The organism is Kluyvera sp. CRP, from assembly GCF_019930565.1.
Taxonomy (GTDB): domain Bacteria; phylum Pseudomonadota; class Gammaproteobacteria; order Enterobacterales; family Enterobacteriaceae; genus Kluyvera; species Kluyvera georgiana_A.
In genome coordinates this window covers 2,352,173-2,376,772 of sequence record NZ_CP082841.1, presented here as the reverse complement: position 1 = coordinate 2,376,772, position 24,600 = coordinate 2,352,173, and the positions used below count along the sequence as shown (strand labels likewise).

The window sequence follows — 24,600 nt, the reverse complement described above, 5'->3', positions numbered from 1 at the left end:
ACCTCTTACCCGCTAGCAGGAGCTGAATCATGCAATACGATACGTTAGGACACACCGGCCTTCGGGTCTCTCGTCTTTGTCTGGGCTGTATGACGTTTGGCGAGCCGGATCGGGGTAAACACGCCTGGACGCTACCGGAAGACAGCAGCCGCCCGATTATTCAGCGCGCGCTGGAAGGCGGCATCAACTTTTTCGACACCGCCAACAGCTACTCTGACGGCAGCAGCGAAGAGATTGTTGGCCGCGCGCTGCGCGACTTCGCCCGCCGCGAGGACGTGGTGGTCGCCACCAAGGTCTACCATCAGGTTGGCGATCTTGAAGAAGGTCTCTCCCGCGCGCAAATTCTCCGCTCGATAGACGACAGTCTCCGCCGCCTTGGCATGGAGTATGTCGACCTGCTGCAAATCCACCGCTGGGACTACCGCACCCCAATTGAAGAGACGCTTTCAGCGCTGGACGAGGTGGTGAAATCCGGTAAAGCGCGCTTTATTGGCGCGTCTTCCATGCATGCCCGTCAGTTCGCCCACGCGCTGGCGCTACAGAAGGCCAACGGCTGGGCGCCATTTGTCACCATGCAGGATCACTACAACCTGATTTACCGGGAAGAAGAGCGCGATATGCTGCCGCTGTGCGCGCAGGAAGGCGTGGCGGTGATCCCATGGAGCCCGCTGGCGCGCGGACGCCTGACGCGTCCGTGGGGCGAAACCACCGCACGGCTGGTGTCCGATGAGTTTGGTAAAAGCCTTTATAGCACTACCGAAGAGAACGATGAGCAGATTGCCGGTGAACTGGAACGCGTGGCCGAAGAGGTCGAGGCTAGCCGGGCGCAAACGGCGCTGGCGTGGCTGTTGAGCAAACCGGGCGTAGCGGCGCCGATTATCGGCGCATCGCGCGAGGATCAGTTGGATGAATTGTTGAACGCGGTAGATATTACGCTGACGCCAGAACAAATTGCGTCACTAGAAGCGCCGTATCAGCCGCATCCGGTGGTCGGGTTTAAGTAAAGTGTAGGGAAGCCCCTCACCCTAACCCTCTCCCCAAAGGGGCGAGGGGACTGTACGGTGCTGGTTTTTGACTATACCCAGCCGCACTGACTCGGTTTTCACCCTCTCCCTTCCAGGGAGAGGGCCGGGGTGAGGGTTAACGCCTCACAGGACGTGATGTCCCACCACATACAATATCGCGGCCGAAATGACCCCGGCGACGATGTCGTCGATCATAATCCCCATCCCGCCGTGGACGTTACGGTCAAACCAGCGGATCGGCCAGGGTTTCCACATATCAAAAATACGGAATACCACGAACCCCGCCAGCACCCATTGCCAGGTCATCGCCGGGATCGCCATCAGGGTAATCCACATCCCGATAAACTCATCCCACACGATACTGCCGTGATCGTGGGTGCCCATATCCCGCGCCGTGCGGCGGCAAATATAGACCCCAATACAGATACCGAACATCACCACCAGCGAATAAATTTGCAGCGGCAAAAACGTCAGCAGATACCAGAACGGAATGGCGGCAATCGAGCCCATCGTTCCCGGCACGATCGGGCTTAAACCGCTGCCAAAGCCCGTTGCCAGCAGGTGCCACGGGTTGCGCAAGTTCAGGCGGCTTTTTGCGATATCATTCTTAGCCAAAGTGATCGTACCCCTTCCAGTCCAGCGTCACCGCCTTCCCATCTTGTGTGAAATGCATGCCTTCAACATCGGCGCTAATCTGCCCGATGCAGGTAAACGGTGTCCCCAGTTGGCCCAGCGCCACTTCCAGCGCGCCGCGATTCAGCTCCGGCACGGTAAAGCAGAGTTCATAATCTTCACCGCCGGAAAGCGCCCAGCGGCAGGCTTGCTCTGTGGAGACATGGCGCTTCAGCGCTTCAGAATACGGCATGGCATCCAAGTCGATCCGCGCGCCGAGACCGCCGCTTGCCTTAAGGATATGCCCCAAATCGGAAATCAGCCCGTCGGAAAGATCGATTGCTGAACTGGCCAGATCGCGCAGCGCCTGCCCTTGCAGCACGCGCGGCGTTGGGCGCAGGTGACGCTGACGCAGATACGCCGCGTCTTCAGGGTTATCAATCACCAGCTGGTTGAGGATCAGCGCCAGCCCGGCGGCGCTATCGCCCGGCGTGCCGGTGACATAGATCCAGTCGCCCGGCTTCGCGCCCGAGCGCTTCAGCGCCCTGCCAACGGGTACGTAACCGTGAATACCCAGCGTCATTGACAGCGGCCCCTTGGTAGTGTCGCCGCCAATCAGCTGCATATCGTAGTAGCTTAACTGGTCAAACAGGCTGTCGCTGAATGCCTGCAGCCACTCTTCATCAACCGCGGGCAGGGTCAGCGCCAGCGTCAGCCACGCCGGATCCGCGCCCATTGCCGCGAGATCGCTCACGTTCACCGCCAGCGCTTTATAGGCCAGATCGGCCGGGTCGATATCAGGGAGAAAATGGTTGCCCGCCACCAGCGTGTCGGTGCTGATAGCCAGCGTCTGTTTTTCGGGAATATTGAGTAACGCGCAGTCGTCGCCGATTCCGGTGTCGACATCAAGACGGGCGTTTCGTACTCGGTCAAAATAACGGGCAATCAGGGAAAATTCGCCGCATGCCATACGTTATGCCTCAGCAGAAGGATAAAACAAGGCCGGGGGGATGGCGTTAAGCCACCCGCGCACCGGCCTGGAGATTACTTTTTGTGGGGACGAATAGCAGGAGCGGCTTTATCCAGCACGCCGTTGACAAACTTGTGGCTGTCTTCAGCGCCGAAGGTTTTCGCCAGCTCGATGGCTTCGTTGATGGCCACTTTGTACGGCACATCGTCACGTTTTGACAGTTCAAACAGTGCAATACGCAGTACGGCTTTTTCCACCTGGCCCAGCTCGTCGAGCAGACGGGACAGGTATGGCTTCATCAATCCGTCGAGGTACGCGCTGTTAGTCGCCACCCCGGACAGCAGTTCACGGAAGTACAGGACGTCAACGTCTTTCACGTCTTGTTCCGCCAGGAACTGGTATTCAACATCGGCGATGTCGTTCTGGGACAACTGCCAGGAGTAAAGCGCCTGGACGGCACACTCACGGGCGCGGCGACGAGCAGCAGGTTTCACGGATTTCCCCTTACAAAAATCAGGCCTTGATGGCTTTCAATACATTAATCATTTCAAGCGCGGTCAGTGCTGCTTCAGCACCTTTGTTACCGGCTTTTGTGCCAGCGCGTTCGATGGCTTGTTCAATACTTTCGGTGGTCAGAACACCAAAGGCTACCGGGATTTCGCTGTCCTGAGCGACGTGCGCCAGGCCATTGCTTGCCCCGCCAGCAACATATTCGAAGTGAGCAGTACCGCCACGGATAACCGTACCCAGCGCGATCACCGCATCGTATTTACCGGTTTTCGCCAGTGCGCCAGCCGCCAGAGGCAGTTCATAAGCACCTGGAACCCAAACAACGGTGATGTTTTCATCTTTAACCTGACCAATGCGCTTCAGGGCGTCGATAGCACCTTCCAGCAGGCTGTCATTGATAAAGTTGTTGAAACGCGCGATGGTGATGGCGACGCGAGCGTCCGGGGTAGCAACGTTAGCTTCAATAATGTTCATACTGTTCCTTTGGGTTCATTTGCCCCGCAGGGGGGCGGATTTTATCATAATATTCTGGGCGCTGCTTCCTCTAATTCGGAAAGCCTCACGCAGTCGTTAAATGCAGGCAGACATCCGGCCCAACCTGACGTATCTCGTTGAATTTGAAATGGGGGACGTCAGCCAGTTTCTCAAGCCCCGGCAGCACACATAATACGCGCGCATCACTTCCTAACAGTTTAGGCGCGATATAGACGATAAGCTCGTCCACCAGCCCCGCCTGAATCAGCGCGCCGGCAAGCGTTGGCCCCGCCTCCACCCAGATGCTGTTAATCTGCTGTTTACCCAGTTGCATCATCAGCAGCACCAGATCGAGATGGCCGTTATACTCCGGCACTTTCAGCGTCTGCACGCCTTCCGGCCAGACGCGGGTATCGTCTTCGGTACGTGCAAAGAGCGTTTCGCCCGGCTGATGCACGATGCGATGCTCCGGCGTCACGCGATTGCCGCTATCAATCACAATGCGCAGCGGCTGACGCAGATTTTCCTGCGAGTAGTTCGCCTGTGTTTCTGCGCTCAGTTCGTCCCAGCGCACGGTCAGCGCCGGGTCGTCGGCCAGCACCGTGGCGCTGCTGGTTAAAATAGCGTGGCTTTCGGCGCGCAGGCGCTGCACATCGCGACGCGCCTGTGGCGAGGTGATCCACTGGCTTTCACCGCTGGCCATCGCCGTACGCCCATCGAGCGATGCACCGAGTTTGAGCTGTACGTACGGGAAACCGGTACGCATCCGCTTGAGGAAGCCTTTGTTCAACGCTTCGGCCTCGCTCATCATCAACCCGTGGCTGACTTCAATACCCGCCTGCTGCAAGCGATAGAGACCACGGCCCGCCACCTGCGGGTTAGGATCCTGCATGGCGGCAACCACGCGCGAGACACCCGCGGCAATTAACGCATCGCAGCACGGCGGCGTACGGCCATGGTGACTGCACGGTTCCAGCGTGACGTAAGCAGTGGCGCCTTTGGCCTTTTCACCCGCCATACGCAGCGCGTGCACTTCGGCGTGCGGCTCACCGGCGCGATAGTGAAAACCTTCGCCGACAATTTCGCCCTGATTGACAATCACGCAGCCGACGCGTGGGTTGGGATGGGTGGTAAATCGCCCGCGCGCCGCCAGTTTTAGCGCGCGCGCCATGTACATTTCATCGTGCATAGCTTAGTCCTGTAAGCGGGCGATCTCTTCGCCAAACTCTTTGATATCTTCAAAGCTGCGGTAGACAGAGGCAAAGCGAATATAGGCGACTTTATCCAACTTTTTCAGCTGTTCCATCACCAGATTCCCCAGCAGTTTGCTCGGCACTTCGCGCTCGCCGGTGGCGCGCAGGTGCGATTTAATATGGTTAATCGCCATTTCTACGTCATCGGCGCTCACCGGGCGCTTTTCCAGCGCTCTCAGCATACCGCTGCGCAGTTTGTCTTCATTAAACGGTTCGCGCACGTCATTGCTTTTTACCACGCGCGGCATCACCAGCTCCGCGACCTCAAAGGTCGTGAAGCGTTCGTTGCACACCAGGCATTGCCGACGGCGGCGAACGGAGGAACCTTCTCCCACAAGACGGGAGTCAATCACTTTAGTGTCTACGGCGAAACAGAATGGGCAGTGCATACGACGTCCTGACGATGAGGGTGAGTGTAATGAAATCTATTTTACCCTGAACTGCGAAGACAACAAAGGCGGCATGTTTTTGAGACAATGGATCGATGCCATCAGCTCTGTTGCACGCTACCATTGCGTTATCCCGAAGAGAAGGAACAGACAGAATGACAAGACGTTACCTAAGAATTGCCCTGCTGGGAAGCCTCGTCAGCCTGAGCGCCTGCGCGCAGCAGTCAGAAGTGAAACAAATGCATCAAAGCATTAGCGCGCTGAGCAGCGAGATGACGCAGCTTAACAAAGAAACGGTGAAAATCACTCAGCAAAATGCGCTGAACGCCAAATCGACGAAGGGCGCCTATCTGCTGCCGGGGGCCAATACCCCTGCCCGTCTGAACAGTCAGATAGGCACGTTGCGCATGTCATTGCGTAACGTTGCCGCCAACGCTCAAGGGACGGCGCTTACGTTGCGCATCTCCGGTGAGTCCAACGATCCGCTTCCGGCTTTCACCGGCACCGTGGAATGGGGACAGATCCAGGGCACCACCGAGCAGTATCAGGAAGTGAACGTGCAAAATCAGCTGTTCTCCGCCCCGGCCAGCGTGCTGGCGCCAAGCGACGTCGATATTCCGCTGCAGCTTAACGGCGTCACGCCGGAGCAACTGGGCTTTGTCCGCATCCACGACGTTCAGCCCGCCAACGCGCAGTAATCTCGCTAATCGGCACTGTGACATGCAGTGCCGCCCTTCCCCCTATGCTCCCTCTATTGACCACATTTCCTGTATGTAAACATTTGCAATAATTCACCCCATCAGTACAATCGCCGCGTCTAAACTACGCAAACGTGAACGCAATCGATTACGCGTTTGAAAAATGTGTGAAGTGTGACTGATTTTCGTGAGCAAGGATTCATATAATAGGCTCGCAGAAACACGAAACATTTAGAAAAACTTCGGTGATAAAAATCACTCTCTTTCGAATTTTTTTATTAGTGGCATAAATATGAAAAAAACATTACTGGCAGCCGGTGCCGCGCTGGCGCTCTCCGCATCTTTCACTGCTAACGCAGCAGGCGACTCTCAGCCGCAGTATGTCTCTGACTGGTGGCACCAGAGCGTAAACGTGGTAGGCAGCTATCACACCCGCTTCTCTCCGAAGCTGAACAACGACGTCTACCTCGAGTATGAAGCGTTTGCGAAGAAAGATTGGTTAGACTTCTATGGCTACATCGATATTCCGAAGACCTTCGACTGGGGTAACGGTAACGATAAAGGAGTCTGGTCTGACGGTTCCCCGATGTTTATGGAAATCGAACCACGCTTCTCTATTGATAAGCTGACCGGCGCAGATCTGAGCTTCGGCCCGTTCAAAGAGTGGTACTTCGCGAACAACTACATCTACGATATGGGTGACAACAAAGCCAGCCGCCAGAGCACCTGGTATATGGGTCTGGGTACCGATATCGATACCGGCCTGCCGATGGGCCTGTCTCTGAACGTGTATGCGAAATATCAGTGGCAGAACTACGGTGCCGCGAACGAAAACGAGTGGGATGGCTACCGCTTCAAAGTGAAATACTTTGTGCCAATCAGCGATCTGTGGGGCGGTAAGCTGAGCTACATCGGTTTCACCAACTTCGACTGGGGTTCAGATCTCGGCGACGAACCAAACCGCACCAGCAACTCCATCGCCTCCAGCCACATTCTGGCGCTGAACTACGATCACTGGCACTACTCTGTCGTTGCCCGTTACTTCCATAACGGCGGCCAGTGGCAAGGTGGTTCGAAAATGAACTGGGGCGAAGGCGATTTCAACGGTCAATCGACCGGTTGGGGTGGCTACCTGGTTGTGGGTTACAACTTCTAAGTTTTGCCTTACCGCACGGCTATGCTGTGCGGTAAGTTTTTCCACGCACGCTCGGCAATAATATTACTTCGCTTTTATATATCCCTCATAAATACAAAACAAATTAAAATAAATACATTTAATGAATTAAATTCACGCCCTTAATATATAAAAACCACTCAAACGCATATCCGATCACGCTTTTATTCAAACAACATCACCAGCTTGTGATCTATTTATCAATCCACATTAATGCAAATGGGAAAACGTTTTCTCTCTCCATATACTAAGCCCGTCCACAAATACGGAAAGAGCATGACCATAACGCATAACGACAGAAAAAAACTCACAATTAAAGATATTGCTCACGCTGCCGGAGTGAGTATTAGCACCGTATCGAAAGTAATAAACAGCACAGGTTCAATCAGTCACATAACAAAAGAAAGAGTTTTATCCGTTATTAATGAATTCGATTACAGGCCTAATGAAATTGCACGTGCACTGCATCAAAAGAAAACATATACCATCGGCTTGTTATCAACAGATGATTACGGACGCTTCAGCTTACCTGTTTTAAAGGGTATTGAGAATGCCTTACTTGAAGCGCAGATTTCGGTATTTCTTTGTAACGCCAGCGGTTCGCCTCAGGAATTAAAGCGACACGTTGATTTACTGCTGGCAAAGCGCGTCGACGGTATTATCGTCACCGCAGCCAAAACGGATACCCGCGATCCGCTGCCGTTAAAGAAACACGATACGCCAGTGGTGTATGTCTATACCAACGTCGACGATGACAACGAACTCTGCGTTCTGCCTGACGATTTCGGCGCTGGCGCTCTGGCCTGTCGTCATTTAATCGACCAGGGCAGCCAGAATATCGTGCAGATCGCCGGTCCGGCATATTATCTGGCGGTGCAGCAGCGCCATGAGGGCTACCGCCAGGAGATGAGCAAAGAGGGGTTGATCGTCAGAGCGCCTGAATATGGTTCCTGGACATCAGCACATGGTTATCGTGCAATGCAATCTATTCTTGCGCGGTACCCTGAAATTGACGGTGTTATTGCTGGCAATGATTTAATTGGACACGGTGTTTTACAGGCGCTCTATGAATATGGGAAATCAGTTCCTGATAATGTCGCCGTGATCGGCTTTGATAACTGGCAGGTTATTACCGAATTATGTCGCCCGAAACTAAGCAGTATTGATTTTTGCCTGACGGAATTAGGCCGCGTCGCCGGCCAATGTTTAATAAAGAAAATAGATGGACACGATCTCAGGGGGAAAATTGCCGTCCCCTGTTTTTTACAACGCGGAGAATCAAGTTGTCGTTATTCTCAAAATTAATAAGAATGAGGTGTTTATGTTGTCTAAATTTATACATACCACCGTGGCTGCCTGTATTATATCCACATCACTCAGTGGATTAGCGCAAGCCAGAGAGACCATTACCTTCTGGGGCCGCTCGAATCAAACATCACTGGAACTGCTGGTTGATGCTTACAACAAGTCGCAGGATAAAGTTGACATTAAGCTAAATATGATTCCCGGCGAGTCGATGATGACCAAGCTCAGCGCTTCTATTGCCGCCGACAGCTCACCAGACCTTGTTTCACTCGATGTCTCCTTTCTTCCCCAGCTTAACGGCGCGGAACAGCTCACTGACCTCACCGACATTCTTGGCAATCGAGATTACGTGAAGCAGCTTAGCGGTTCGCTGAAAACCATCGGGGTTTATAAAGAGCGGCTGTACGGCATTCCTTTCTCTGCTGAATCATCGCTTCTGTTTTACAACAAAAAGATTTTCCGCCTCGCCGGACTGGATCCGGAAAGACCGCCAGAAACGCTACAGGAATTACGCGAATACGCCGAAAAAATCACCCAGTTAGGCGACGGATACTACGGCTTTGCTATTCCCGGCACCTGCTCCGGTTGCCTGGCCTTTACATTCCTCCCTTATATGTGGGCCAACGGCGGCGACCTGTTTGCCAAAGAAGGCGCCGAATCGATTGTCATTTCCGAGAGTAATAAAAGGACGCTGGCATTCTTCCACCAGATGTACAAAGACGGCTTAATGTCCCCACTCTCCAAAGCAGACAGTTCACTTAACGACGGATTTGCCACAGGCAAAATCGGCATGGTTGGCACTGGCGCGTTTACCTTTAAGGTTTTCAACGATAACTATCCCAACCTTGAATACGGCGTAGGCTACTACCCTGGAGAGAAAAAAGGCGATTGGGCCTCGTTCGCGGGCGGCGACGCGCTGGCGATTCCGCTGGGCAGCAAACACCAGAAGGAGGCCATCGCCTTTATCGACTGGGCGATGTCAAAAGAGACCCAGATTGAGCTACTGGCGAAGAATGGCTTTGTTCCCACCCGCATCGATGCCAGCGATAACCGCTACAATCGCGAGGACAGCCGTTTCCTGCTAGCGACAAAAGCCCTGGCAAAAGGCCGCTCCGTCTACCTCCCCGCATTTAACGAAGCCATTAGCGCTCCCAGCAGTCCTTTTCTGACCTTAATACAGAAATCGGTATTCGAGGGGGATATTGATAACGCCCTTAAAACGGCCGATCAGAAGTTTAAGCAGATTATTAAGATGTCGCAGGAATAATCTAAATCAATACCTTATGCCCTAAATCCCGTTGGAAATATCTCTACGGGATTTATGTAAGCGCTTACATCACTAACATCATGAGGTGTTTATGGTTTCGAGAAAAATTGCTTCCACCGTTTCAATATGCGCTTTCAGCATCATGTTTAGCTGCGCGCTTCAGGCCAAAGAAGTGGTTAATTTTTGGGGCCGCAGTGAGCAATCATCGCTGCCCATGCTGGTCAATGAGTTTAATAAATCCCAGGATAAGATCACGGTAAAACTGAATGAAATTCCGAATATTCAGATGCTGACAAAACTGAGCGCAGCGGTCGCCGTGAACAATCCCCCCGACCTGGTAGCAATTGATCTGGTCTACTTTCCAGAACTTAACCGCTCCGAGCAGCTCATCGATCTCACGGATAAAATCGGTACGATGGATTACGTGAGCCAGTTGAGCGACGCGCTAAAGGCCATCGGCAGCTACAACGGTAAATTTTACGCCGTCCCTTTTGCAGCGGAATCCTCCCTGCTTTTTTATAACAAGGCGCTTTTCCGCAAAGCCGGATTAGATCCCAATCGTCCACCAGAAACGCTGGGAGAACTGCGCGAATATTCAGAAAAAATCCGTGCGCTGGGCAAAGATTATTATGGCTTCGCCATTCCAGGAACCAGCTCCGGCGGACTCGCCTTTACCTTCACCCCCTACTTTTGGGCGAACGGCGGGGATATTATTTCTGCCGATGGTAAAAAGTCCGTGGTCAACTCTGAAAACAATAAACGAACGCTCACCTTCTTCCACAATTTGTACAAAGATGGGCTCATGTCGCCGCTCTCCCGCACCGACTCCGCACTTAACGACGCGTTCAGTTCAGGAAAAGTGGCGATGGTGGGCTCCGGCGCTTTTACCTTTAAAGTCTTTAAAGATAATTACCCCAACCTCGACTATGGCGTCACCTATTTCCCTGGCGAGGAAAAAGGCAATTGGGCCTCCTTTACCGGCGGCGATGCTTTTGCTCTACCGGTGGGAAGCAAGCATCAACAAGCCGCTATCGATTTCATTAACTGGACGCTATCCAAACAGACGCAAATTGAGTTGATGGCAAAGAACGGCTACGTGCCCACGCGTATGGACGCCAGCGATAACCCCTATAGCCAGCAGGACCCCAAATATCTTCTGGCCAACAAAGCGCTGGCAAAAGGGCATACCCCTTTTCTGGTCCCCTACAATGAGACCTTCAATGCCATCAATAGTCCTTATCTAACCATGATCCAGAAAGCCGTTTTTGAAGGGAAAATTGATGAAGCCCTGAAAACAGCGGATCAGAAAATGAATCAGATTATAAAAATGTCGGAAGAGTAAGCGTGCTTACTGTCTGAATGAATACATTAATTAAACATTCTGCCGTAATGGCGGTTGGCAGAATGTTGACTGAGGCATCTGGAATGTTTGCTAAAACTCAACAACCGCAACTGCAGTTTACTCACCAGACAGCATTGCCGGTATTCAGGAAAAATAACCGAAAGGGATATTTAGGTTTTTTATTCATCCTCCCCGTACTGGTCATTGTGGTGTTCTTTTTCATTACACCATTAATCATGACCGCATGGATGTCATTTTTTAAATGGCCGATGTTTGGCAAAACAAAATTCATTGGATGGATTAATTACACGAATATTTTCCAGGATGATGTCTTCTGGCATGCCCTGAAGTTTACGTTTATCTATGCGATCATTATGACTCCGCTTATTTTCATCTTTTCGATGATTCTCGCCTCGCTGGTAAAAGATAGTCATAAACCGGGCGTTTCCCTCTTTCGCAGCGTCTATTTTTTACCCACGGTCATTGGATTTGGCACAGCCAGTATTTTGTGGAAGTGGCTGCTGGATGTTCGCTTTGGCCTACTCAACCACCTTGCTGTCTCATTGCACCTGGTTGATTCGCCAATTATGTATCAGGACTCACTAAGCCAGGGCTTTATGGTCGTCGTGAGCATGGTGCTCTGGAAGACGCTGGGCTTCAATATGATCCTGCTGCTGGTTGGCCTGCAGGGCATCAGCAAAGATATCTACCAGGCTGCACAGGTCGACGGCGCCGTTGGCTGGCGACGGTTACGCTATATCACCCTGCCGTTAATGCGGCGGACCTTTATGCTGACGCTGATTCTCTCCGTCTCCGGATCGCTGCTGGCTTTCGATCAGTTCTACATCATCACTAACGGCGGGCCAATGGATCAAACCATAACCAGCGTGTTCTACATCTATAACAACTCATTTATTAATGGCCGCCTGGGCTACGGCGCTGCGCTCTCCATTATTCAGCTGTTTATTCTGATGGTGATTAGTGTTCTGCAAATCTGGTTATTACGCGACAAAGAAGGACGGGCATAGAATGAACGGAGATGTCGTCTTACACATCAAGAGAAAACAAAACGGGCTGGTGACGTTTTTCTTTTACGCTATTCACGGCTGTTTACTTATCGTCTTTCTCTATCCGCTGCTGTGCGTTGCGCTGGCGTCACTAAAACCCGCAGCCGATTTAGTATTGATGCCGCCCAAGTGGTGGCCCTCAATTTTCACGCTTGATAACTTCAATAAGATGTTATTTTCTAATGACAATATGTCCCGGGCGATTATGCTATCGGGTATTGTCTCCTTTCTGACGGTTATCGGTACGGTCATTCTGTCGACGCTGGCCGGGTATGGTTTTTCCCGATTTACCTTCCGGGGGAAAAATGTTTTCTTTGTGCTGATCTTATTAACCATGATGATTCCCTCGCAGCCGATCCTGACGCCGCTGTTTATCATCATTACCAAAATGGGTCTGCAAAATAATATTTTCGGTCTGGTATTGGTCTATATCACCTTCCAGCTACCGTTCAGTATCTTTATGATGCGTAACACGTTTGACAGCATCCCAAAAGAAATTGATGAAGCCGCAGAGCTGGACGGTTGCTCGCCGTTAAAAATTCTCTTTCGGGTCATGCCGCGGATGGTTTCACCGGGGATTGTTACCGTTATCGTGACGACCTTTATTGCCGCATGGAATGAATTTCTCGTCGCGCTAATATTTATGACCGACTCCGATAATTACACCATGCCCATTTTATTGCTGATGACCAGCGCCGGTAAATACGGCACCGTCGATTGGGGATTACTCCAATCCTGTACCGTATTTGCAATGCTACCGTGCATTCTTATTTTTCTGTTTCTACAAAAGCATTATGTCAGTGGTTTAACCAGCGGTGCGACGAAAGGTTAATGGCTCACGCCCTCTACTTTAAAAGGATATTTCGCATGAAGTTAAGTACTGTCTCAGCTATTCCGGGCACGCTATCATTTATCCCTCCCGGAAAAATCCTTCCTCAAGGCTGGCTGAAGCGCCAGCTGACGCTTCAGGCCCAAGGGCTATCCGGGCAACTGGAGGATATCTGGCCGGATGTCGGCGCGAACAGCGGCTGGCTTGGCGGCAGCGGTGAAAGCTGGGAACGCGGGCCCTACTACCTCGATGGCTTGCTGCCGCTCGCCTATTGCCTGCAGGATCGGTCGCTGATCGAACAGAGCCAGAAATGGGTAGAGTGGATGCTGAATAGCCAGGATAACGACGGCTGGTTTGGCCCACAAAACAACGTCGACTGGTGGCCGAGAATGGTGGCGCTGAAGGTACTAACCCAGTACGCCGACGCCACTGGTGACGCTCGCGTACTGCCCTTTATCCAGCGCTATTGCCACTATCAACTTCGGCATTTGCCCACACGTCCCCTGAGCGACTGGGGCAAAGCGCGCGCCGCCGACAATGTGCTGTCAGTGCTGTGGGCGTGGAAACAGCTACCAGAAGATGACTTGCTCCCTCAGCTGGCGAAAGTGTTGTTAGCACAAGGGGATAACTGGCCTGATTTTATTCTCCATCGGCTTCCTACCGGCCCGGTGACCTACTTCTCTCACCTCACTCATGTGGTTAACGTCGCCATGGGGATGAAATATTCCGCCATGCAGGACGACACACAGCAGCAGCGTCTGCGCCTGGAGGAAATTAAGCGCTGCTTCGCCGAGCTGGACATCTATCACGGCCAGCCGCAGGGAATATTTTCCGGTGATGAATTTCTGGCGGGCACGGCCCCGGAGCAGGGTGTTGAGCTTTGCGCTATCGTTGAACTGATGTTCTCGCTGGAAAATATGCTGCGCATTTATGGTGATGCGCAACTGGCCGAACGGCTGGAGCGTGTCGCTTTCAACGCCCTTCCAGCTGGCGTCAGCGCCGATATGATGTCGCATCAGTACCACCAGCAACCTAACCAGATTGCTGCCAGCATCGCGCCCCGTAACTGGACCTACAGCGGCGATGACTGCAACATCTTCGGCCTGGAGCCGAACTTTGGCTGCTGCACCGCTAACTTCCATCAGGGCTGGCCAAAATTTTGCAATAGCCTGTTTATGCAGGATGAAGCGAACAACCTCGCCAGTATGGTCTACGCACCTTGCCGCGTCACTACCGACGCATGGGACGTCTGCGTGCAGACCGACTATCCGTTCAACACCGATCTGACCTTTACCGTAAATCATGCGCCGACGGGCGACAAGACGCTGTGGCTACGTATTCCCCAATGGAGTACCGGCTCAGCCATTACGGTAAACGGCGAACCCCTGAGCTATGGCGATGGCAAAGGCTATTTTGCGCTCACCCGTGAATGGCGGGCCGGTGATGTTGTCACCCTGACCTTTGAACGCCAGGTTCGCACGGAAAGACGTATTCATAACGCCGTTAGCGTTTACTACGGCCCGCTGCTGATGGCGCTGACGCCCGGTGAAATCTGGCGGCCTATCCCTGGCGGCTCGCCCAGCGGTGACTGGGAATTGCAGCCGAAGAAAGAGTGGAACTACGCGCTGGATATTCATCCTCATCAGGGCGCCGTCGTCCGTGAGCTACAGCTTCATGCTTCCGGAGAGCAGCCGTTCGCGCTGAAGTCCGCGCCGATCAAGCTTCGCCTTAGCGCTTACCGTTTGCCGACATGGAAGGTCGTCGATAATTCCGCGGGGCCGATGCCCAACAGCCCGGCGCACGCCGCCCTGAGCGTGCAGTCCTCGGTGCTGCTGGTTCCATACGGCTGCGCGCGGTTGCGTATCGCGCAGTTTCCGTGGCTGGACGGCCGTGAAAAACAGACTGACGCAGCGTAAGGACAAAACCATGGCAACAATAAGACTGGAGTCCGTCTACAAAGCCTATTCGGCAAAACAAGTAGTCATCAATAACATCAATCTGACCATCCAACAGGGCGAATTCTGCGTCATTGTTGGGCCTTCCGGCTGCGGAAAATCCACGTTGTTGAGGATGATCGCCGGGCTGGAAGAGATCTCCGCCGGTGAGTTATACATCGACGATAAACGCATGACCGAAGTGCCCTCTTCTGAACGAGGCATCGCCATGGTATTCCAGAACTATGCGCTCTACCCGCATATGACGGTGGAAGAAAACATGGGCTTCGCGTTAAAAATGGCGAAGATGCCGGAAGACGAGGTGAAACGCCAGGTCGCGGCGGCGGCGAAATCACTGCAACTGGAAGCGCTCCTGACTCGCCGTCCCGCCGCACTTTCCGGCGGACAACGCCAGCGCGTAGCGATTGGCCGCGCTATTGTCCGCAAGCCCGGCGCCTTTCTGTTTGACGAACCGCTCTCCAACCTTGACGCCGGGCTACGCGCGCAAATGCGTCTCGAAATTGGCCGTCTGCACCGCGATTTTGAAAATGTCGCCACGGTCTACGTCACCCATGACCAGATTGAAGCCATGACCCTGGCGGACAAAATCGTGCTGCTCAACAGCGGTGATAGCGTAAACCGGTACGGTAGCGTCGCACAGATTGGCTCGCCAATGGAGCTCTACGAACAGCCGAGAAACAAGTTTACCGCCAGCTTTATCGGCTCACCGCAGATGAATTTTTTAGCGGCCCAGGTCGTCAAAGTTCGCGCAGACTCGGTGAGTGTCAGGCTGGAAAGCGGAGAAATACTGGCTATTAACGTTGACGGCGGGCAGCTTTCAGTCAGTGAAAACGTCACGGTCGGTATCCGTCCGGAGCATCTGCAGCTGGCAGACGGCAATGAGGAGAATCTCCTGCAACGCCGTATCCAGTTTATCGAACAGCTTGGCGATGCGACCTGTCTTTATCTGGAGGGCGAACTGACCTGTAAACTCAATGGTTACCATCATCACCCTCGCGGCAGCATGATTCATTTGCAGCTGCCAGCACACCGCTGCCACTTGTTCGATCGCCATGAACAGGCATGTCCACGCCTGCCCTCACAGGGAACAACTCAGCCATGAATATTGAAAATCGGGAGTTTATTCAGCAATGTTGCGAGCAGGTGCGCCAGCAGATGGGCAGCAACACCATTGCAGCAACGCTCAGGCATGCCCTGACGAACACGCTTGATACCACGCTACAGCGCGGCGATCGCGGTGTGTTTGTCATCACCGGCGATATTCCGGCAATGTGGCTGCGGGACTCCGCCTGCCAGATGCGCCCCTACCTGCTTTTCTGTCAGCAACACCCGGAACTGCAGGCAATGATTGCTGGTGTAATCCAGCAACAGATGCACTTTATTACTCTCGATCCTTATGCCAACGCCTTCAATCGCTATCCGGATTCAACGGGCCATCAGAGCGATCTAACCCACATGCAGCCGCAGATCTGGGAACGTAAATACGAGGTAGACTCGCTGTGTTATCCGCTACAGCTTGCATGGCTATTCTGGAAAATCACCGGGATAACGAGCCACTTTACGGACACCTTTGCCCGCGCCTGCTCGCTGGTTCTCAATCAATGGGAAATCGAGCAGCACCATCATAGCCGCTCCCCCTACCGCTTTGAGCGCCCACACCCGCCGGCCCCAACGGACACTCTGGGCTATGAAGGAAAAGGCGCGCCGGTCAGCTATACCGGCATGACCTGGTCCGGTTTTCGCCCCAGTGACGATGCTTGCGACTGGGGGTATCTGGTGCCCGCTAATTTTTTCGCCTCGGTCGTGCTGGATTACCTGGCGGAGATTGCACGCGAAGTACTGAACAATCGCCGCCTCGAACGTCGGGCCACCGCGTTGAGATCAGCCATTGAGGAGGGGATAGAAAAACACGCGGTCGTTCATCATCCTGATTACGGTGAAATCTATTGCTATGAAACGGACGGCGCCGGGCATTACCTGTTGATGGACGATGCGAACGTGCCTTCCCTGCTTTCACTGCCGCTGCTGGGCGCGATCGCCAACGAGCATCCGCGCTATCTGAATACCCGAAGGTTTATTCTCAGCGGCGATAACCCCTATTTTCACCGCGGACGTTTCGCGCAGGGTGTTGGCAGCCCACACACGCCTTCAGGATTCATCTGGCCGATTGCGCTGGCGGTACAGGGGCTCACCGCACGCGATCCGGCGGAAAAACTCGCCATGATCCAGATGATGACGGCAACCGACGCGGGGAGCGGATTAATGCATGAATCGTTCGATCCCGACAATCCCGCTCGCTTTACCCGCCCCTGGTTCTCATGGGCCAATGCCATGTTCTGCGAGCTGGTGCTGGACTACTGCGGCCTGTCTGTAAGCAAACTGATTGCCAACAAGGAATAGTCTATGCCTGTTATTGTTAAAAATCCTCTGGTTGACGGCTGGTATGCCGACCCGGAAATTCGCTTCTATGAAAATCAGTACTGGATATACGTCACTCGCTCCATCACCGACTATCAGATGCAGCGCAACATTGACGCCTTTTCTTCCCCCGATCTCGTTCACTGGCAAAAGCATGAAGGCATTATCCAGATGGACGATTTTCCGTGGATCTGGCGCGCGGTCTGGGCACCGACGATCGTCGAAAAAGACGGAAAGTATTTCTTAATATTCGCCTCAAACGACATCCAAAGTGATGAAGAGGAAGGAGGGCTTGAAATCGCCGTCGCTGATACTCCGGCAGGCCCGTTCCGCGCGTTGCTGAAACAGCCGTTAGTCGGCCGTTTTATTCATGGTGCACAGCCCATCGACGCCCATCTCTTTACCGATGACGATGGCAAAATTTATCTCTACTACGGCGGCTGGCGGCACTGTAACGTTGCGCAGATGAATTCGCAAATGAACGGCTTCATCCCCTTTGATAACGGCGAGATGTTCCGCGAAATCATTATTCCTGGTTACGTTGAAGCCCCCTGTATGATTAAGCGTCGCGGGCGCTACCATTTTATGTGGTCAGAAGGTAACTGGACGGACGGCAGCTATCGAGTCGTTACCGCCGATAGCGATTCTCCCTTTACCTTTAATGGCCCGAAAAGAACTATCCTTGCGGCGCAGGCTCTGGCAGACGGTCCGGGCCACCATAGCTGTATTGCGCTTAACGATAACGATGAATGGCTCATTGCCTACCATCGACGTATTCCTGGAGACAGTGAGGCCGGCCATCGAATGTTATGCCTGGATAAAATGGTTTTTGAAGAGGACCAGATACAGCCAGTGCTGATGACCGAAGCAACGTCTCTTTAAATTCGCAAAAAAGGCCAGAGGTCACCCTCTGGCCCGTTTCGGGCGCATGCTGCCATGCAGCGGTGAGTCGCGCCCACTACGCATTACTTCCTGTTATGCCACCAGCCTAAAAACAGGCTTGTTGCAATACCGACCAGCGTTGGTGCTGCCAGATCATGCCAGAAAGCCATACTCAACTCCGTGAGCGTCATCGTGCCGCCTTGGTTGCAATGGCAACGGTTCGCGGCTATCCTCAACTTGTCTAGGGTCAAGTTAGCCCCCGTTATGTTGCCGGTGTATACCGAACAATGTGCGGGGGTTTTCTCTTTCCAGCGACAAGGCCACCGGGGATCAAGCCCCCGCAACATTGCGCCTCACCGGGTAAACCCGGCTTGTCGCTGATTCTACGCCTCTCGCTGTTATCCGCATGACTTTAAAACGAAAAAATCCCGACCTTGCGATCGGGATTCCAGTGACGATGTATGCGTTACAGCGCCCAGCGCTTATTTCTTTTTATTCAGCATCGCTTTCAGGTCAGCAAACGGGTTATAGGTCGCCTCGCCGACGTCTTTCTGTGCATCTTCACCGGCAACCACCGTCGAACCGTACTGATCCGCCTCGGTATATTTTGAGTGCTCGTGATCGTGGCAGAACAGGCACAATAGCTCCCAGTTGCTACCGTCTTCCGGGTTATTGGTATGGTCGTGATCCATATGATGGACGGTCAGTTCACGCAGGTTGGAGTAGACGAACTCACGCGAGCAACGCCCGCAGACCCACGGAAACAGTTTCAGCGCTTTTTCACGGTAGCCGCTTTCCAGCCGCACGTAGTTTTTAGGGATGATAGCCATAATAACCCGGTATGTAGTAATAAAAGTAAGGGAATGTCCCAGTCTAAAGGCGCAATAAAAAAGCCGCAACACCCTACGGCGTTACGGCTTTTATCAGCACCTGACAGCGTCAGCTTACGGCAGAATGGACGGCTGATCCGCCCCTTCCTTCTCAACCTTCTGCTGCAACATGTGCTCGCGCTTCATACCCAGCTTCAGCGCCAGCGCCGATGCCACGTAGATAGACGAAGCGGTACCGATGGAGACACCGATCAGCATCGTCAGCGAGAAGCCTTCCAGTACCGGACCACCGAAGAGGTACAGCATCAGAATAACCACTAACGTCGTACCGGAGGTAATCAACGTACGGTGCAGCGTCTGGGTCAGCGACACGTTAAAGATTTCGTAAGGCGTCCCGCGACGAATTTTGCGGAAGTTTTCACGAATACGGTCCGATACCACGATACTATCGTTGAGCGAGTAACCGATGACCGACATCAACGATGCGACGATCGTCAGGTCAATCTCGATATGGAACAACGACAGGATCCCTAAGGTGATGATCACGTCGTGCGCCAGCGCGATAACCACGCCCGCCGCCAGTCGCCACTCAAAGCGGAAACCGACGTACACCAGGATGGAGATCAGCGCCACCAGCAGCGCCATCGCACCGGTTTGCGCCAAATCGGCCCCCACGCTTGGCCCCACGAATTCGATACGTTTCACGGCGGCGTTCTGGTTGGTGGATTCGTTAATCACACTCAACACCTTACTACCCAGTACCTGCCCGCCGTCTGCGCCTTCAGTAGGCGGCATACGTACCATAATGTCGTGGCTGCTGCCGAAGTTCTGCAGCAGCGGGTCAACAAAGCCCGCTTTCTCCAGCGCATCGCGCATCACGTCCATATCCGCCGGTTTTTCCAGCGTAATCTCAATGACCGTACCACCGGTGAAATCGAGACCCCAGTTAAACCCGCGTACGCCCATCACGATGATGGCCGCAATCAGCAGGAAACCCGAGATGCCGAAAGCCCAGAAGTCCCAGCGCATAAAGTCATAGACTTTACGGCCGTGGTTCAATTGTTCAACAGTATATTCCTGTGCCACAACGCACTCCTCAGATTGACAGCTTGTTGATGCGTTTGCCGCCATACAACAGGTTTACGATGGCACGCGTACCGACAATCGCGGTAAACATCGACGTCGCTACACCGATACCGGTAGTAATTGCGAACCCTTTAATGGCCCCGGTACCGACGGCATACAGGATCAGGACTTTAATCAGCGTCGTAATGTTCGCATCAAAGATGGAGCTAAACGCGCCGGCATAGCCTTCGTTAATCGCCTGCTGCACCGAACGTCCGTTACTCAACTCTTCTTTGATACGTTCGTTGATCAGAACGTTCGCATCGACCGCCACCGCAAGGGTTAGCACAATCCCCGCAATCCCCGGCATACTCAACGTCGCGCCCGGAAGCAGCGACATAATGCCGACAATCAGCACCAGGTTTGCAATCAGCGCGCTGGTCGCAATCAGGCCGAACTTCTTATAGAAGAAGATCATGAACAGGATAGACACCACCAGACCGGCCAGACACGCTTCCAGGCCCTGCTTGATGTTCTGCATACCCAAGGTTGGACCAATGGTACGTTCTTCGACGATCTGAATTGGCGCAATCAACGCACCCGCACGCAGCAGCAGCGACAGCTGACGTGCTTCGTTCGGGTTGCCAATACCGGTAATACGGAAGCTGTTACCCAGACGAGACTGGATATTGGCGATGTTAATCACCTCTTCCTGTTTCACCAGCACCGCACGACCGTTCGCGTCTTTCTTACCGCTGTCTTTGTACTCCACAAACAGGGTCGCCATCGGCTTGCCGATATTGTCCTTGGTGAAGTTAGACATGATGTTGCCACCCGCGCTATCCAGTGAGATGTTCACCTGCGGCTGGTTGTATTCATCCTGGCTGGAAGTGGAGTCGGTGATATGGTCACCGGTCAAAATCACACGTTTGTACAGCACAACCGGCTGACCTTCACGCGTGTTTTTCACCTCAGAGTCGCCAGGAATACGGCCAGAAGCGGCGGCAGCCTGATCGACGTTGGTGTTCACCAGACGGAATTCCAGGGTTGCCGTCGCGCCGAGAATTTCTTTCGCGCGAGCGGTATCCTGGATACCCGGCAGTTCAACCACGATGCGGTCTGCGCCCTGGCGTTGAACCACCGGCTCAGCCACGCCCAGTTGGTTAACACGGTTACGCAGAATGTTGATGTTCTGCTGAACCGCATATTCGCGTGCTTCACTCAGACGTGCGTCGGTCATAACCGCGCGCAGCGCCGTGCTGCCCTGGCTGGTGATAACCATATCGCGGTGACGCGGGGTCAGATAAGCGATAGCCTGATCGCGCGCGTTAGCATCGCGGAACGTGATGCTCAGACCATAGTTATCTTCTTTGCGTACGTTGGAATACGGAATGTTTTTCTCACGCAGATCGCTGCGCAGACTGTCGATATTTTGTTCCTGCAATTTGCCCAACGCGGTGTCCATATCCACTTCCATCAGGAAGTGAACGCCGCCACGCAGGTCAAGACCGAGCTTCATTGGCTCTGCTTTAATCGCAGCCAGCCAGCGCGGTGTTGCCGGAGCAAGGTTAAGCGCCACGACATATTTGTCACCCAGCACGCCCATCAGCGCTTCACGCGCGCGCAGCTGGATGTCGGTGGTGTCGAAGCGCGCAAGAATAGCGCCCTCTTCCAGTGCCACAGACTTAGCGGTGATTTTTTCTTCTTGTAACGTTTTCTGGACCTGGATCAGCGTTTGCTCACTGGCGGCGACGCCGCGCACGCCAGTGATTTGAACGGCCGGATCCTCACCATACAGGTTGGGAAGCGCATACAGCAGACCGACGACAATCACGACGATCAGCATGACATACTTCCACAAAGGATAACGGTTTAACACGGCAGTTCCCTTTGGGAAAACGGAATATTACAGCGCCTTCATGGTGCCTTTCGGCAGAACGGCAGCTACGAAGTCACGTTTGATAACCACTTCAGTGGTGTCGTTCAGCGCGATAGCAATGTAGCCAGTTTCCGCTACTTTGGTTACACGACCGACCAGGCCACCGTTGGTCAGGACTTCATCGCCTTTTGCGATGGAGTTCATCAGGTTCTTGTGCTCTTTGGTGCGCTTTTGCTGTGGACGCAGGATCATGAAGTAGAAAATCAGACCAAATACCACCAGCATCAGAATCAGAGACATCGGGCTGCCCTGCGCCGGAGCACCTGTTGCCGCTACCGCATCAGAAATAAAAAAGCTCATTAAATTTCCCTCATTATTAAAATTAATCAACGTTCAAAGGTGGAACGGGTCGCCCCTGACGTTGGTAAAAATCGGTCACGAAGCTCTCTAATTTACCCTCTTCAATAGCCTTGCGTAAACCAGCCATTAAGCGCTGATAGTAGCGAAGATTATGAATGGTATTGAGGCGCGCGCCCAATATTTCGTTGCAACGGTCAAGATGATGCAAGTATGCACGCGAATAATTGCGACAGGTGTAGCAATCACACTCAGCGTCGAGCGGGCTCGTGTCGCTTTTATGCTTAGCATTGCGGATTTTTACCACGCCGTCGGTCACGAACAGATGACCATTACGGGCGTTACGCGTTGGCATAACGCAGTCAAACATGTCGATACCACGACGTACGCCTTCAACCAGATCTTCCGGTTTGCCAACGCCCATCAGGTAGCGCGGTTTGTCAGCAGGGATCTGCGGGCAAACGTGCTCCAGGATGCGGTGCATGTCTTCCTTCGGTTCACCGACCGCCAAACCGCCGACAGCGTAGCCATCAAAGCCTATCTCTACCAGACCTTTAACAGAGATATCGCGTAAATCTTCGTAAACGCTACCCTGAATGATGCCAAACAGCGCATTTTTATTACCGAGGCCATCAAAGCGGTCGCGGCTGCGTTTTGCCCAGCGCAGCGACATCTCCATGGAGCGCTTCGCGTAGTCCCAGTCCGCCGGGTACGGTGTACATTCGTCGAAGATCATCACGATATCGGATCCGAGATCGTACTGAATCTCCATGGATTTTTCCGGATCGAGGAAAATCGGATCGCCGTTGATCGGGTTGCGGAAGTGTACGCCCTGCTCGGTGATCTTACGGATATCGCCCAGGCTGAAGACCTGGAAACCGCCGGAATCGGTGAGGATCGGCCCTTTCCACTGCATGAAATCGTGCAGGTCGCCGTGCAGCTTCATGATTTCCTGACCCGGACGCAGCCACAGGTGGAACGTGTTGCCGAGAATAATCTGCGCGCCGGTGGCTTCAACTTCTTCCGGCGTCATGCCTTTCACGGTGCCATAGGTACCGACAGGCATAAAAGCTGGCGTTTCCACTACGCCACGATCAAAAACCAGGCGGCCGCGGCGAGCGCGACCGTCTGTGGTGTCCAGTTCAAATTTCATCTTAACTCCTGCGTCAGAAAAACAGTCCGACGTTTTAAATACTCATGTCGCGGATTTATTCCCCGACACGCTCAGAAATAGCCTGCGGATTGTACGTGATAAACATGGCGTCGCCGTAACTAAAAAAGCGATATTTTTGTTCTACAGCAGCCTTATAGGCATTCATGGTGTGCTGATAGCCGGCAAAAGCGGAAACCAGCATAATCAACGTCGATTCCGGCAGGTGGAAGTTGGTGACCAGCGCATCAATCACCTGGTATTGATAGCCCGGGAAAATAAAGATCTGCGTATCGCCAAAGAACGGGGCAATCAGTTCATCTTTTGCCGCCTGCGCCGCGCTTTCCAGCGAGCGTACGGAGGTGGTGCCGACCGCAATCACGCGGTTGCCGCGCGCTTTCGCCGCCAGCACGGCGTCAACCACCTCTTGCGGCACTTCGGCGTATTCGGAGTGCATGATGTGATCTTCAATGCTGTCCACGCGCACCGGCTGGAAAGTACCTGCGCCCACGTGCAGGGTCACAAAGGCCATTTCGATGCCTTTCTCGCGCAGTTTCGCCAGCAGCGGTTCGTCAAAGTGCAGACCCGCCGTCGGTGCCGCAACCGCGCCAGGCTTTTCGCTATACACGGTCTGATACAGCTCGCGGTCGGCATCTTCGTCCGGACGATCGATGTACGGCGGCAGCGGCATGTGGCCGATCGCATTCAGAATATCCAGCACGCTACGCTCGTCGTCGAACTCGACTTCAAACAGCGCGTCGTGGCGCGCGACCATCGTCGCTTTAATGCTTTCGTCGTCGCCCAGCAGCAGCTCGGCGCCCGGCTTCGGCGCTTTAGAGGCGCGAATATGTGCCAGAATACGTTTATCATCCAGCATACGCTCGACCAGCACTTCAATCTTGCCGCCGCTGGCTTTACGGCCAAACAGGCGCGCCGGGATCACGCGGGTGTTGTTAAAGACCAGAAGATCGCCAGGGTTGAGCTTGTCGAGCAAATCGGTGAAAGTACCGTGCGTCAGCGCGCCCGTCGGCCCGTCCAGCGACAGCAAGCGACAGCTGCTACGCTCGGCTTGTGGATAGTGGGCAATCAGGGATTCAGGTAGTTCAAAGGAGAAATCGGCAACGCGCATGACTGTGACTCTGGGCTTAA

General features: G+C 53.5%; 25 protein-coding genes. 12 read left to right on the top strand and 13 right to left on the bottom strand.

What is annotated here, in order from left to right:
• Positions 1-29: 29 nt before the first annotated feature.
• A complete protein-coding gene (locus tag K7B04_RS11140; protein WP_163445910.1) occupies positions 30-1,004 on the top strand; it encodes an aldo/keto reductase in 975 nt (324 codons plus the stop codon).
• A gap of 144 nt (positions 1,005-1,148) precedes the next feature.
• Here K7B04_RS11140 and pgpA read toward each other — a convergent pair whose 3' ends face one another.
• The 6 genes from pgpA to nrdR all read right to left on the bottom strand — a co-directional run bounded on the left by pgpA (position 1,149) and on the right by nrdR (position 5,233).
• Positions 1,149-1,640, bottom strand: coding sequence for a phosphatidylglycerophosphatase A (pgpA, locus tag K7B04_RS11135; protein WP_223804031.1), 492 nt, complete (start codon positions 1,638-1,640; stop codon positions 1,149-1,151).
• The gene (gene thiL, locus K7B04_RS11130) at positions 1,633-2,607 is read right to left on the bottom strand and encodes a thiamine-phosphate kinase (protein ID WP_167576510.1); all 975 of its coding nucleotides are present in this window, start codon (positions 2,605-2,607) and stop codon (positions 1,633-1,635) included. The genes pgpA and thiL overlap by 8 nt, the downstream gene beginning before the upstream one ends.
• Positions 2,608-2,681: 74 nt before the next feature.
• Positions 2,682-3,101, bottom strand: a complete 420-nt coding sequence (gene nusB, locus K7B04_RS11125; RefSeq protein ID WP_064547866.1) for a transcription antitermination factor NusB — start codon at positions 3,099-3,101, stop codon at positions 2,682-2,684.
• Between the two features lie 19 nt (positions 3,102-3,120).
• Entirely contained in the window at positions 3,121-3,591 is a 471-nt protein-coding gene (gene ribE, locus K7B04_RS11120; protein ID WP_001021161.1) for a 6,7-dimethyl-8-ribityllumazine synthase, read from the bottom strand.
• 85 nt (positions 3,592-3,676) lie between these two features.
• A complete protein-coding gene (gene ribD / locus K7B04_RS11115; RefSeq protein WP_223804030.1) occupies positions 3,677-4,780 on the bottom strand; it encodes a bifunctional diaminohydroxyphosphoribosylaminopyrimidine deaminase/5-amino-6-(5-phosphoribosylamino)uracil reductase RibD in 1,104 nt (367 codons plus the stop codon).
• Positions 4,781-4,783: 3 nt separating this feature from the next.
• On the bottom strand, positions 4,784-5,233 hold the full coding sequence (nrdR, locus tag K7B04_RS11110; RefSeq protein WP_061282153.1) for a transcriptional regulator NrdR: 450 nt from the start codon (positions 5,231-5,233) through the stop codon (positions 4,784-4,786).
• Positions 5,234-5,388: 155 nt separating this feature from the next.
• Between nrdR and K7B04_RS11105 the strand changes: the two genes are divergently transcribed.
• From K7B04_RS11105 to K7B04_RS11055, 11 genes are all read left to right on the top strand, one after another.
• On the top strand, positions 5,389-5,931 hold the full coding sequence (locus K7B04_RS11105) for a DUF3251 domain-containing protein (protein ID WP_223804029.1): 543 nt from the start codon (positions 5,389-5,391) through the stop codon (positions 5,929-5,931).
• Between the two features lie 292 nt (positions 5,932-6,223).
• On the top strand, positions 6,224-7,087 hold the full coding sequence (locus K7B04_RS11100; protein WP_163445906.1) for a nucleoside-specific channel-forming protein Tsx: 864 nt from the start codon (positions 6,224-6,226) through the stop codon (positions 7,085-7,087).
• Positions 7,088-7,381: 294 nt separating this feature from the next.
• Positions 7,382-8,410, top strand: a complete 1,029-nt coding sequence (locus tag K7B04_RS11095) for a LacI family DNA-binding transcriptional regulator (protein WP_223804028.1) — start codon at positions 7,382-7,384, stop codon at positions 8,408-8,410.
• Positions 8,411-8,426: 16 nt separating this feature from the next.
• Positions 8,427-9,677 (top strand): sugar ABC transporter substrate-binding protein, encoded by a 1,251-nt coding sequence (locus tag K7B04_RS11090; protein ID WP_167576518.1) that lies wholly within the window; start codon positions 8,427-8,429, stop codon positions 9,675-9,677.
• A gap of 91 nt (positions 9,678-9,768) precedes the next feature.
• A complete protein-coding gene (locus tag K7B04_RS11085; protein ID WP_223804027.1) occupies positions 9,769-11,019 on the top strand; it encodes an ABC transporter substrate-binding protein in 1,251 nt (416 codons plus the stop codon).
• Between the two features lie 17 nt (positions 11,020-11,036).
• Positions 11,037-12,047 carry a sugar ABC transporter permease gene (locus K7B04_RS11080; RefSeq protein WP_346015169.1) on the top strand — a complete coding sequence of 337 codons (1,011 nt, stop codon included), beginning with the start codon at positions 11,037-11,039 and terminating at the stop codon, positions 12,045-12,047.
• A gap of 1 nt (position 12,048) precedes the next feature.
• Positions 12,049-12,918 (top strand): carbohydrate ABC transporter permease, encoded by an 870-nt coding sequence (locus tag K7B04_RS11075; RefSeq protein ID WP_223804026.1) that lies wholly within the window; start codon positions 12,049-12,051, stop codon positions 12,916-12,918.
• Positions 12,919-12,953: 35 nt separating this feature from the next.
• Positions 12,954-14,831: a beta-L-arabinofuranosidase domain-containing protein gene (locus K7B04_RS11070; protein ID WP_223804025.1), complete on the top strand. Its 1,878-nt coding sequence runs from the start codon at positions 12,954-12,956 to the stop codon at positions 14,829-14,831.
• 10 nt (positions 14,832-14,841) lie between these two features.
• On the top strand, positions 14,842-15,972 hold the full coding sequence (gene ugpC / locus K7B04_RS11065; RefSeq protein ID WP_223804024.1) for a sn-glycerol-3-phosphate ABC transporter ATP-binding protein UgpC: 1,131 nt from the start codon (positions 14,842-14,844) through the stop codon (positions 15,970-15,972).
• Positions 15,969-17,270, top strand: coding sequence for a glycoside hydrolase family 125 protein (locus tag K7B04_RS11060; RefSeq protein WP_223804023.1), 1,302 nt, complete (start codon positions 15,969-15,971; stop codon positions 17,268-17,270). The genes ugpC and K7B04_RS11060 overlap by 4 nt, the downstream gene beginning before the upstream one ends.
• 3 nt (positions 17,271-17,273) lie before the next feature.
• On the top strand, positions 17,274-18,170 hold the full coding sequence (locus K7B04_RS11055) for a glycoside hydrolase family 43 protein (protein ID WP_223804022.1): 897 nt from the start codon (positions 17,274-17,276) through the stop codon (positions 18,168-18,170).
• Between the two features lie 83 nt (positions 18,171-18,253).
• On the opposite strand, the gene K7B04_RS11050 is transcribed toward K7B04_RS11055, so the two are convergent.
• The 7 genes from K7B04_RS11050 to queA form a co-directional block, all read right to left on the bottom strand.
• A complete protein-coding gene (locus K7B04_RS11050; protein ID WP_163445896.1) occupies positions 18,254-18,361 on the bottom strand; it encodes a type I toxin-antitoxin system toxin Ldr family protein in 108 nt (35 codons plus the stop codon).
• Positions 18,362-18,652: 291 nt separating this feature from the next.
• The gene (gene yajD / locus K7B04_RS11045) at positions 18,653-19,000 is read right to left on the bottom strand and encodes an HNH nuclease YajD (protein ID WP_035895149.1); all 348 of its coding nucleotides are present in this window, start codon (positions 18,998-19,000) and stop codon (positions 18,653-18,655) included.
• A 114-nt stretch (positions 19,001-19,114) separates the two neighbouring features.
• A complete protein-coding gene (gene secF / locus K7B04_RS11040; protein ID WP_064547857.1) occupies positions 19,115-20,086 on the bottom strand; it encodes a protein translocase subunit SecF in 972 nt (323 codons plus the stop codon).
• 10 nt (positions 20,087-20,096) lie between these two features.
• A complete protein-coding gene (gene secD / locus K7B04_RS11035) occupies positions 20,097-21,944 on the bottom strand; it encodes a protein translocase subunit SecD (protein WP_074398825.1) in 1,848 nt (615 codons plus the stop codon).
• A 27-nt stretch (positions 21,945-21,971) separates the two neighbouring features.
• A complete protein-coding gene (gene yajC, locus K7B04_RS11030; protein ID WP_002890398.1) occupies positions 21,972-22,304 on the bottom strand; it encodes a preprotein translocase subunit YajC in 333 nt (110 codons plus the stop codon).
• A gap of 22 nt (positions 22,305-22,326) precedes the next feature.
• A complete protein-coding gene (gene tgt / locus K7B04_RS11025) occupies positions 22,327-23,454 on the bottom strand; it encodes a tRNA guanosine(34) transglycosylase Tgt (RefSeq protein ID WP_012133574.1) in 1,128 nt (375 codons plus the stop codon).
• A gap of 55 nt (positions 23,455-23,509) precedes the next feature.
• Positions 23,510-24,580 carry a tRNA preQ1(34) S-adenosylmethionine ribosyltransferase-isomerase QueA gene (gene queA, locus K7B04_RS11020; protein ID WP_202216351.1) on the bottom strand — a complete coding sequence of 357 codons (1,071 nt, stop codon included), beginning with the start codon at positions 24,578-24,580 and terminating at the stop codon, positions 23,510-23,512.
• Positions 24,581-24,600: the final 20 nt, after the last annotated feature.

Bases quoted from the DNA above. Each gene is read 5' to 3' on its own strand.
- K7B04_RS11140 (WP_163445910.1), top strand. From the start codon at position 30: ATGCAATACGATACGTTAGGACACACCGGCCTTCGGGTCTCTCGTCTT.
- thiL (WP_167576510.1), bottom strand. From the start codon at position 2,607: ATGGCATGCGGCGAATTTTCCCTGATTGCCCGTTATTTTGACCGAGTA.
- ribE (WP_001021161.1), bottom strand. From the start codon at position 3,591: ATGAACATTATTGAAGCTAACGTTGCTACCCCGGACGCTCGCGTCGCC.
- ribD (WP_223804030.1), bottom strand. From the start codon at position 4,780: ATGCACGATGAAATGTACATGGCGCGCGCGCTAAAACTGGCGGCGCGC.
- nrdR (WP_061282153.1), bottom strand. From the start codon at position 5,233: ATGCACTGCCCATTCTGTTTCGCCGTAGACACTAAAGTGATTGACTCC.
- K7B04_RS11105 (WP_223804029.1), top strand. From the start codon at position 5,389: ATGACAAGACGTTACCTAAGAATTGCCCTGCTGGGAAGCCTCGTCAGC.
- K7B04_RS11100 (WP_163445906.1), top strand. From the start codon at position 6,224: ATGAAAAAAACATTACTGGCAGCCGGTGCCGCGCTGGCGCTCTCCGCA.
- K7B04_RS11095 (WP_223804028.1), top strand. From the start codon at position 7,382: ATGACCATAACGCATAACGACAGAAAAAAACTCACAATTAAAGATATT.
- K7B04_RS11090 (WP_167576518.1), top strand. From the start codon at position 8,427: ATGTTGTCTAAATTTATACATACCACCGTGGCTGCCTGTATTATATCC.
- K7B04_RS11085 (WP_223804027.1), top strand. From the start codon at position 9,769: ATGGTTTCGAGAAAAATTGCTTCCACCGTTTCAATATGCGCTTTCAGC.
- K7B04_RS11080 (WP_346015169.1), top strand. From the start codon at position 11,037: ATGAATACATTAATTAAACATTCTGCCGTAATGGCGGTTGGCAGAATG.
- K7B04_RS11075 (WP_223804026.1), top strand. From the start codon at position 12,049: ATGAACGGAGATGTCGTCTTACACATCAAGAGAAAACAAAACGGGCTG.
- K7B04_RS11070 (WP_223804025.1), top strand. From the start codon at position 12,954: ATGAAGTTAAGTACTGTCTCAGCTATTCCGGGCACGCTATCATTTATC.
- ugpC (WP_223804024.1), top strand. From the start codon at position 14,842: ATGGCAACAATAAGACTGGAGTCCGTCTACAAAGCCTATTCGGCAAAA.
- K7B04_RS11060 (WP_223804023.1), top strand. From the start codon at position 15,969: ATGAATATTGAAAATCGGGAGTTTATTCAGCAATGTTGCGAGCAGGTG.
- K7B04_RS11055 (WP_223804022.1), top strand. From the start codon at position 17,274: ATGCCTGTTATTGTTAAAAATCCTCTGGTTGACGGCTGGTATGCCGAC.
- K7B04_RS11050 (WP_163445896.1), bottom strand. From the start codon at position 18,361: ATGACGCTCACGGAGTTGAGTATGGCTTTCTGGCATGATCTGGCAGCA.
- yajD (WP_035895149.1), bottom strand. From the start codon at position 19,000: ATGGCTATCATCCCTAAAAACTACGTGCGGCTGGAAAGCGGCTACCGT.
- yajC (WP_002890398.1), bottom strand. From the start codon at position 22,304: ATGAGCTTTTTTATTTCTGATGCGGTAGCGGCAACAGGTGCTCCGGCG.
- tgt (WP_012133574.1), bottom strand. From the start codon at position 23,454: ATGAAATTTGAACTGGACACCACAGACGGTCGCGCTCGCCGCGGCCGC.
- queA (WP_202216351.1), bottom strand. From the start codon at position 24,580: ATGCGCGTTGCCGATTTCTCCTTTGAACTACCTGAATCCCTGATTGCC.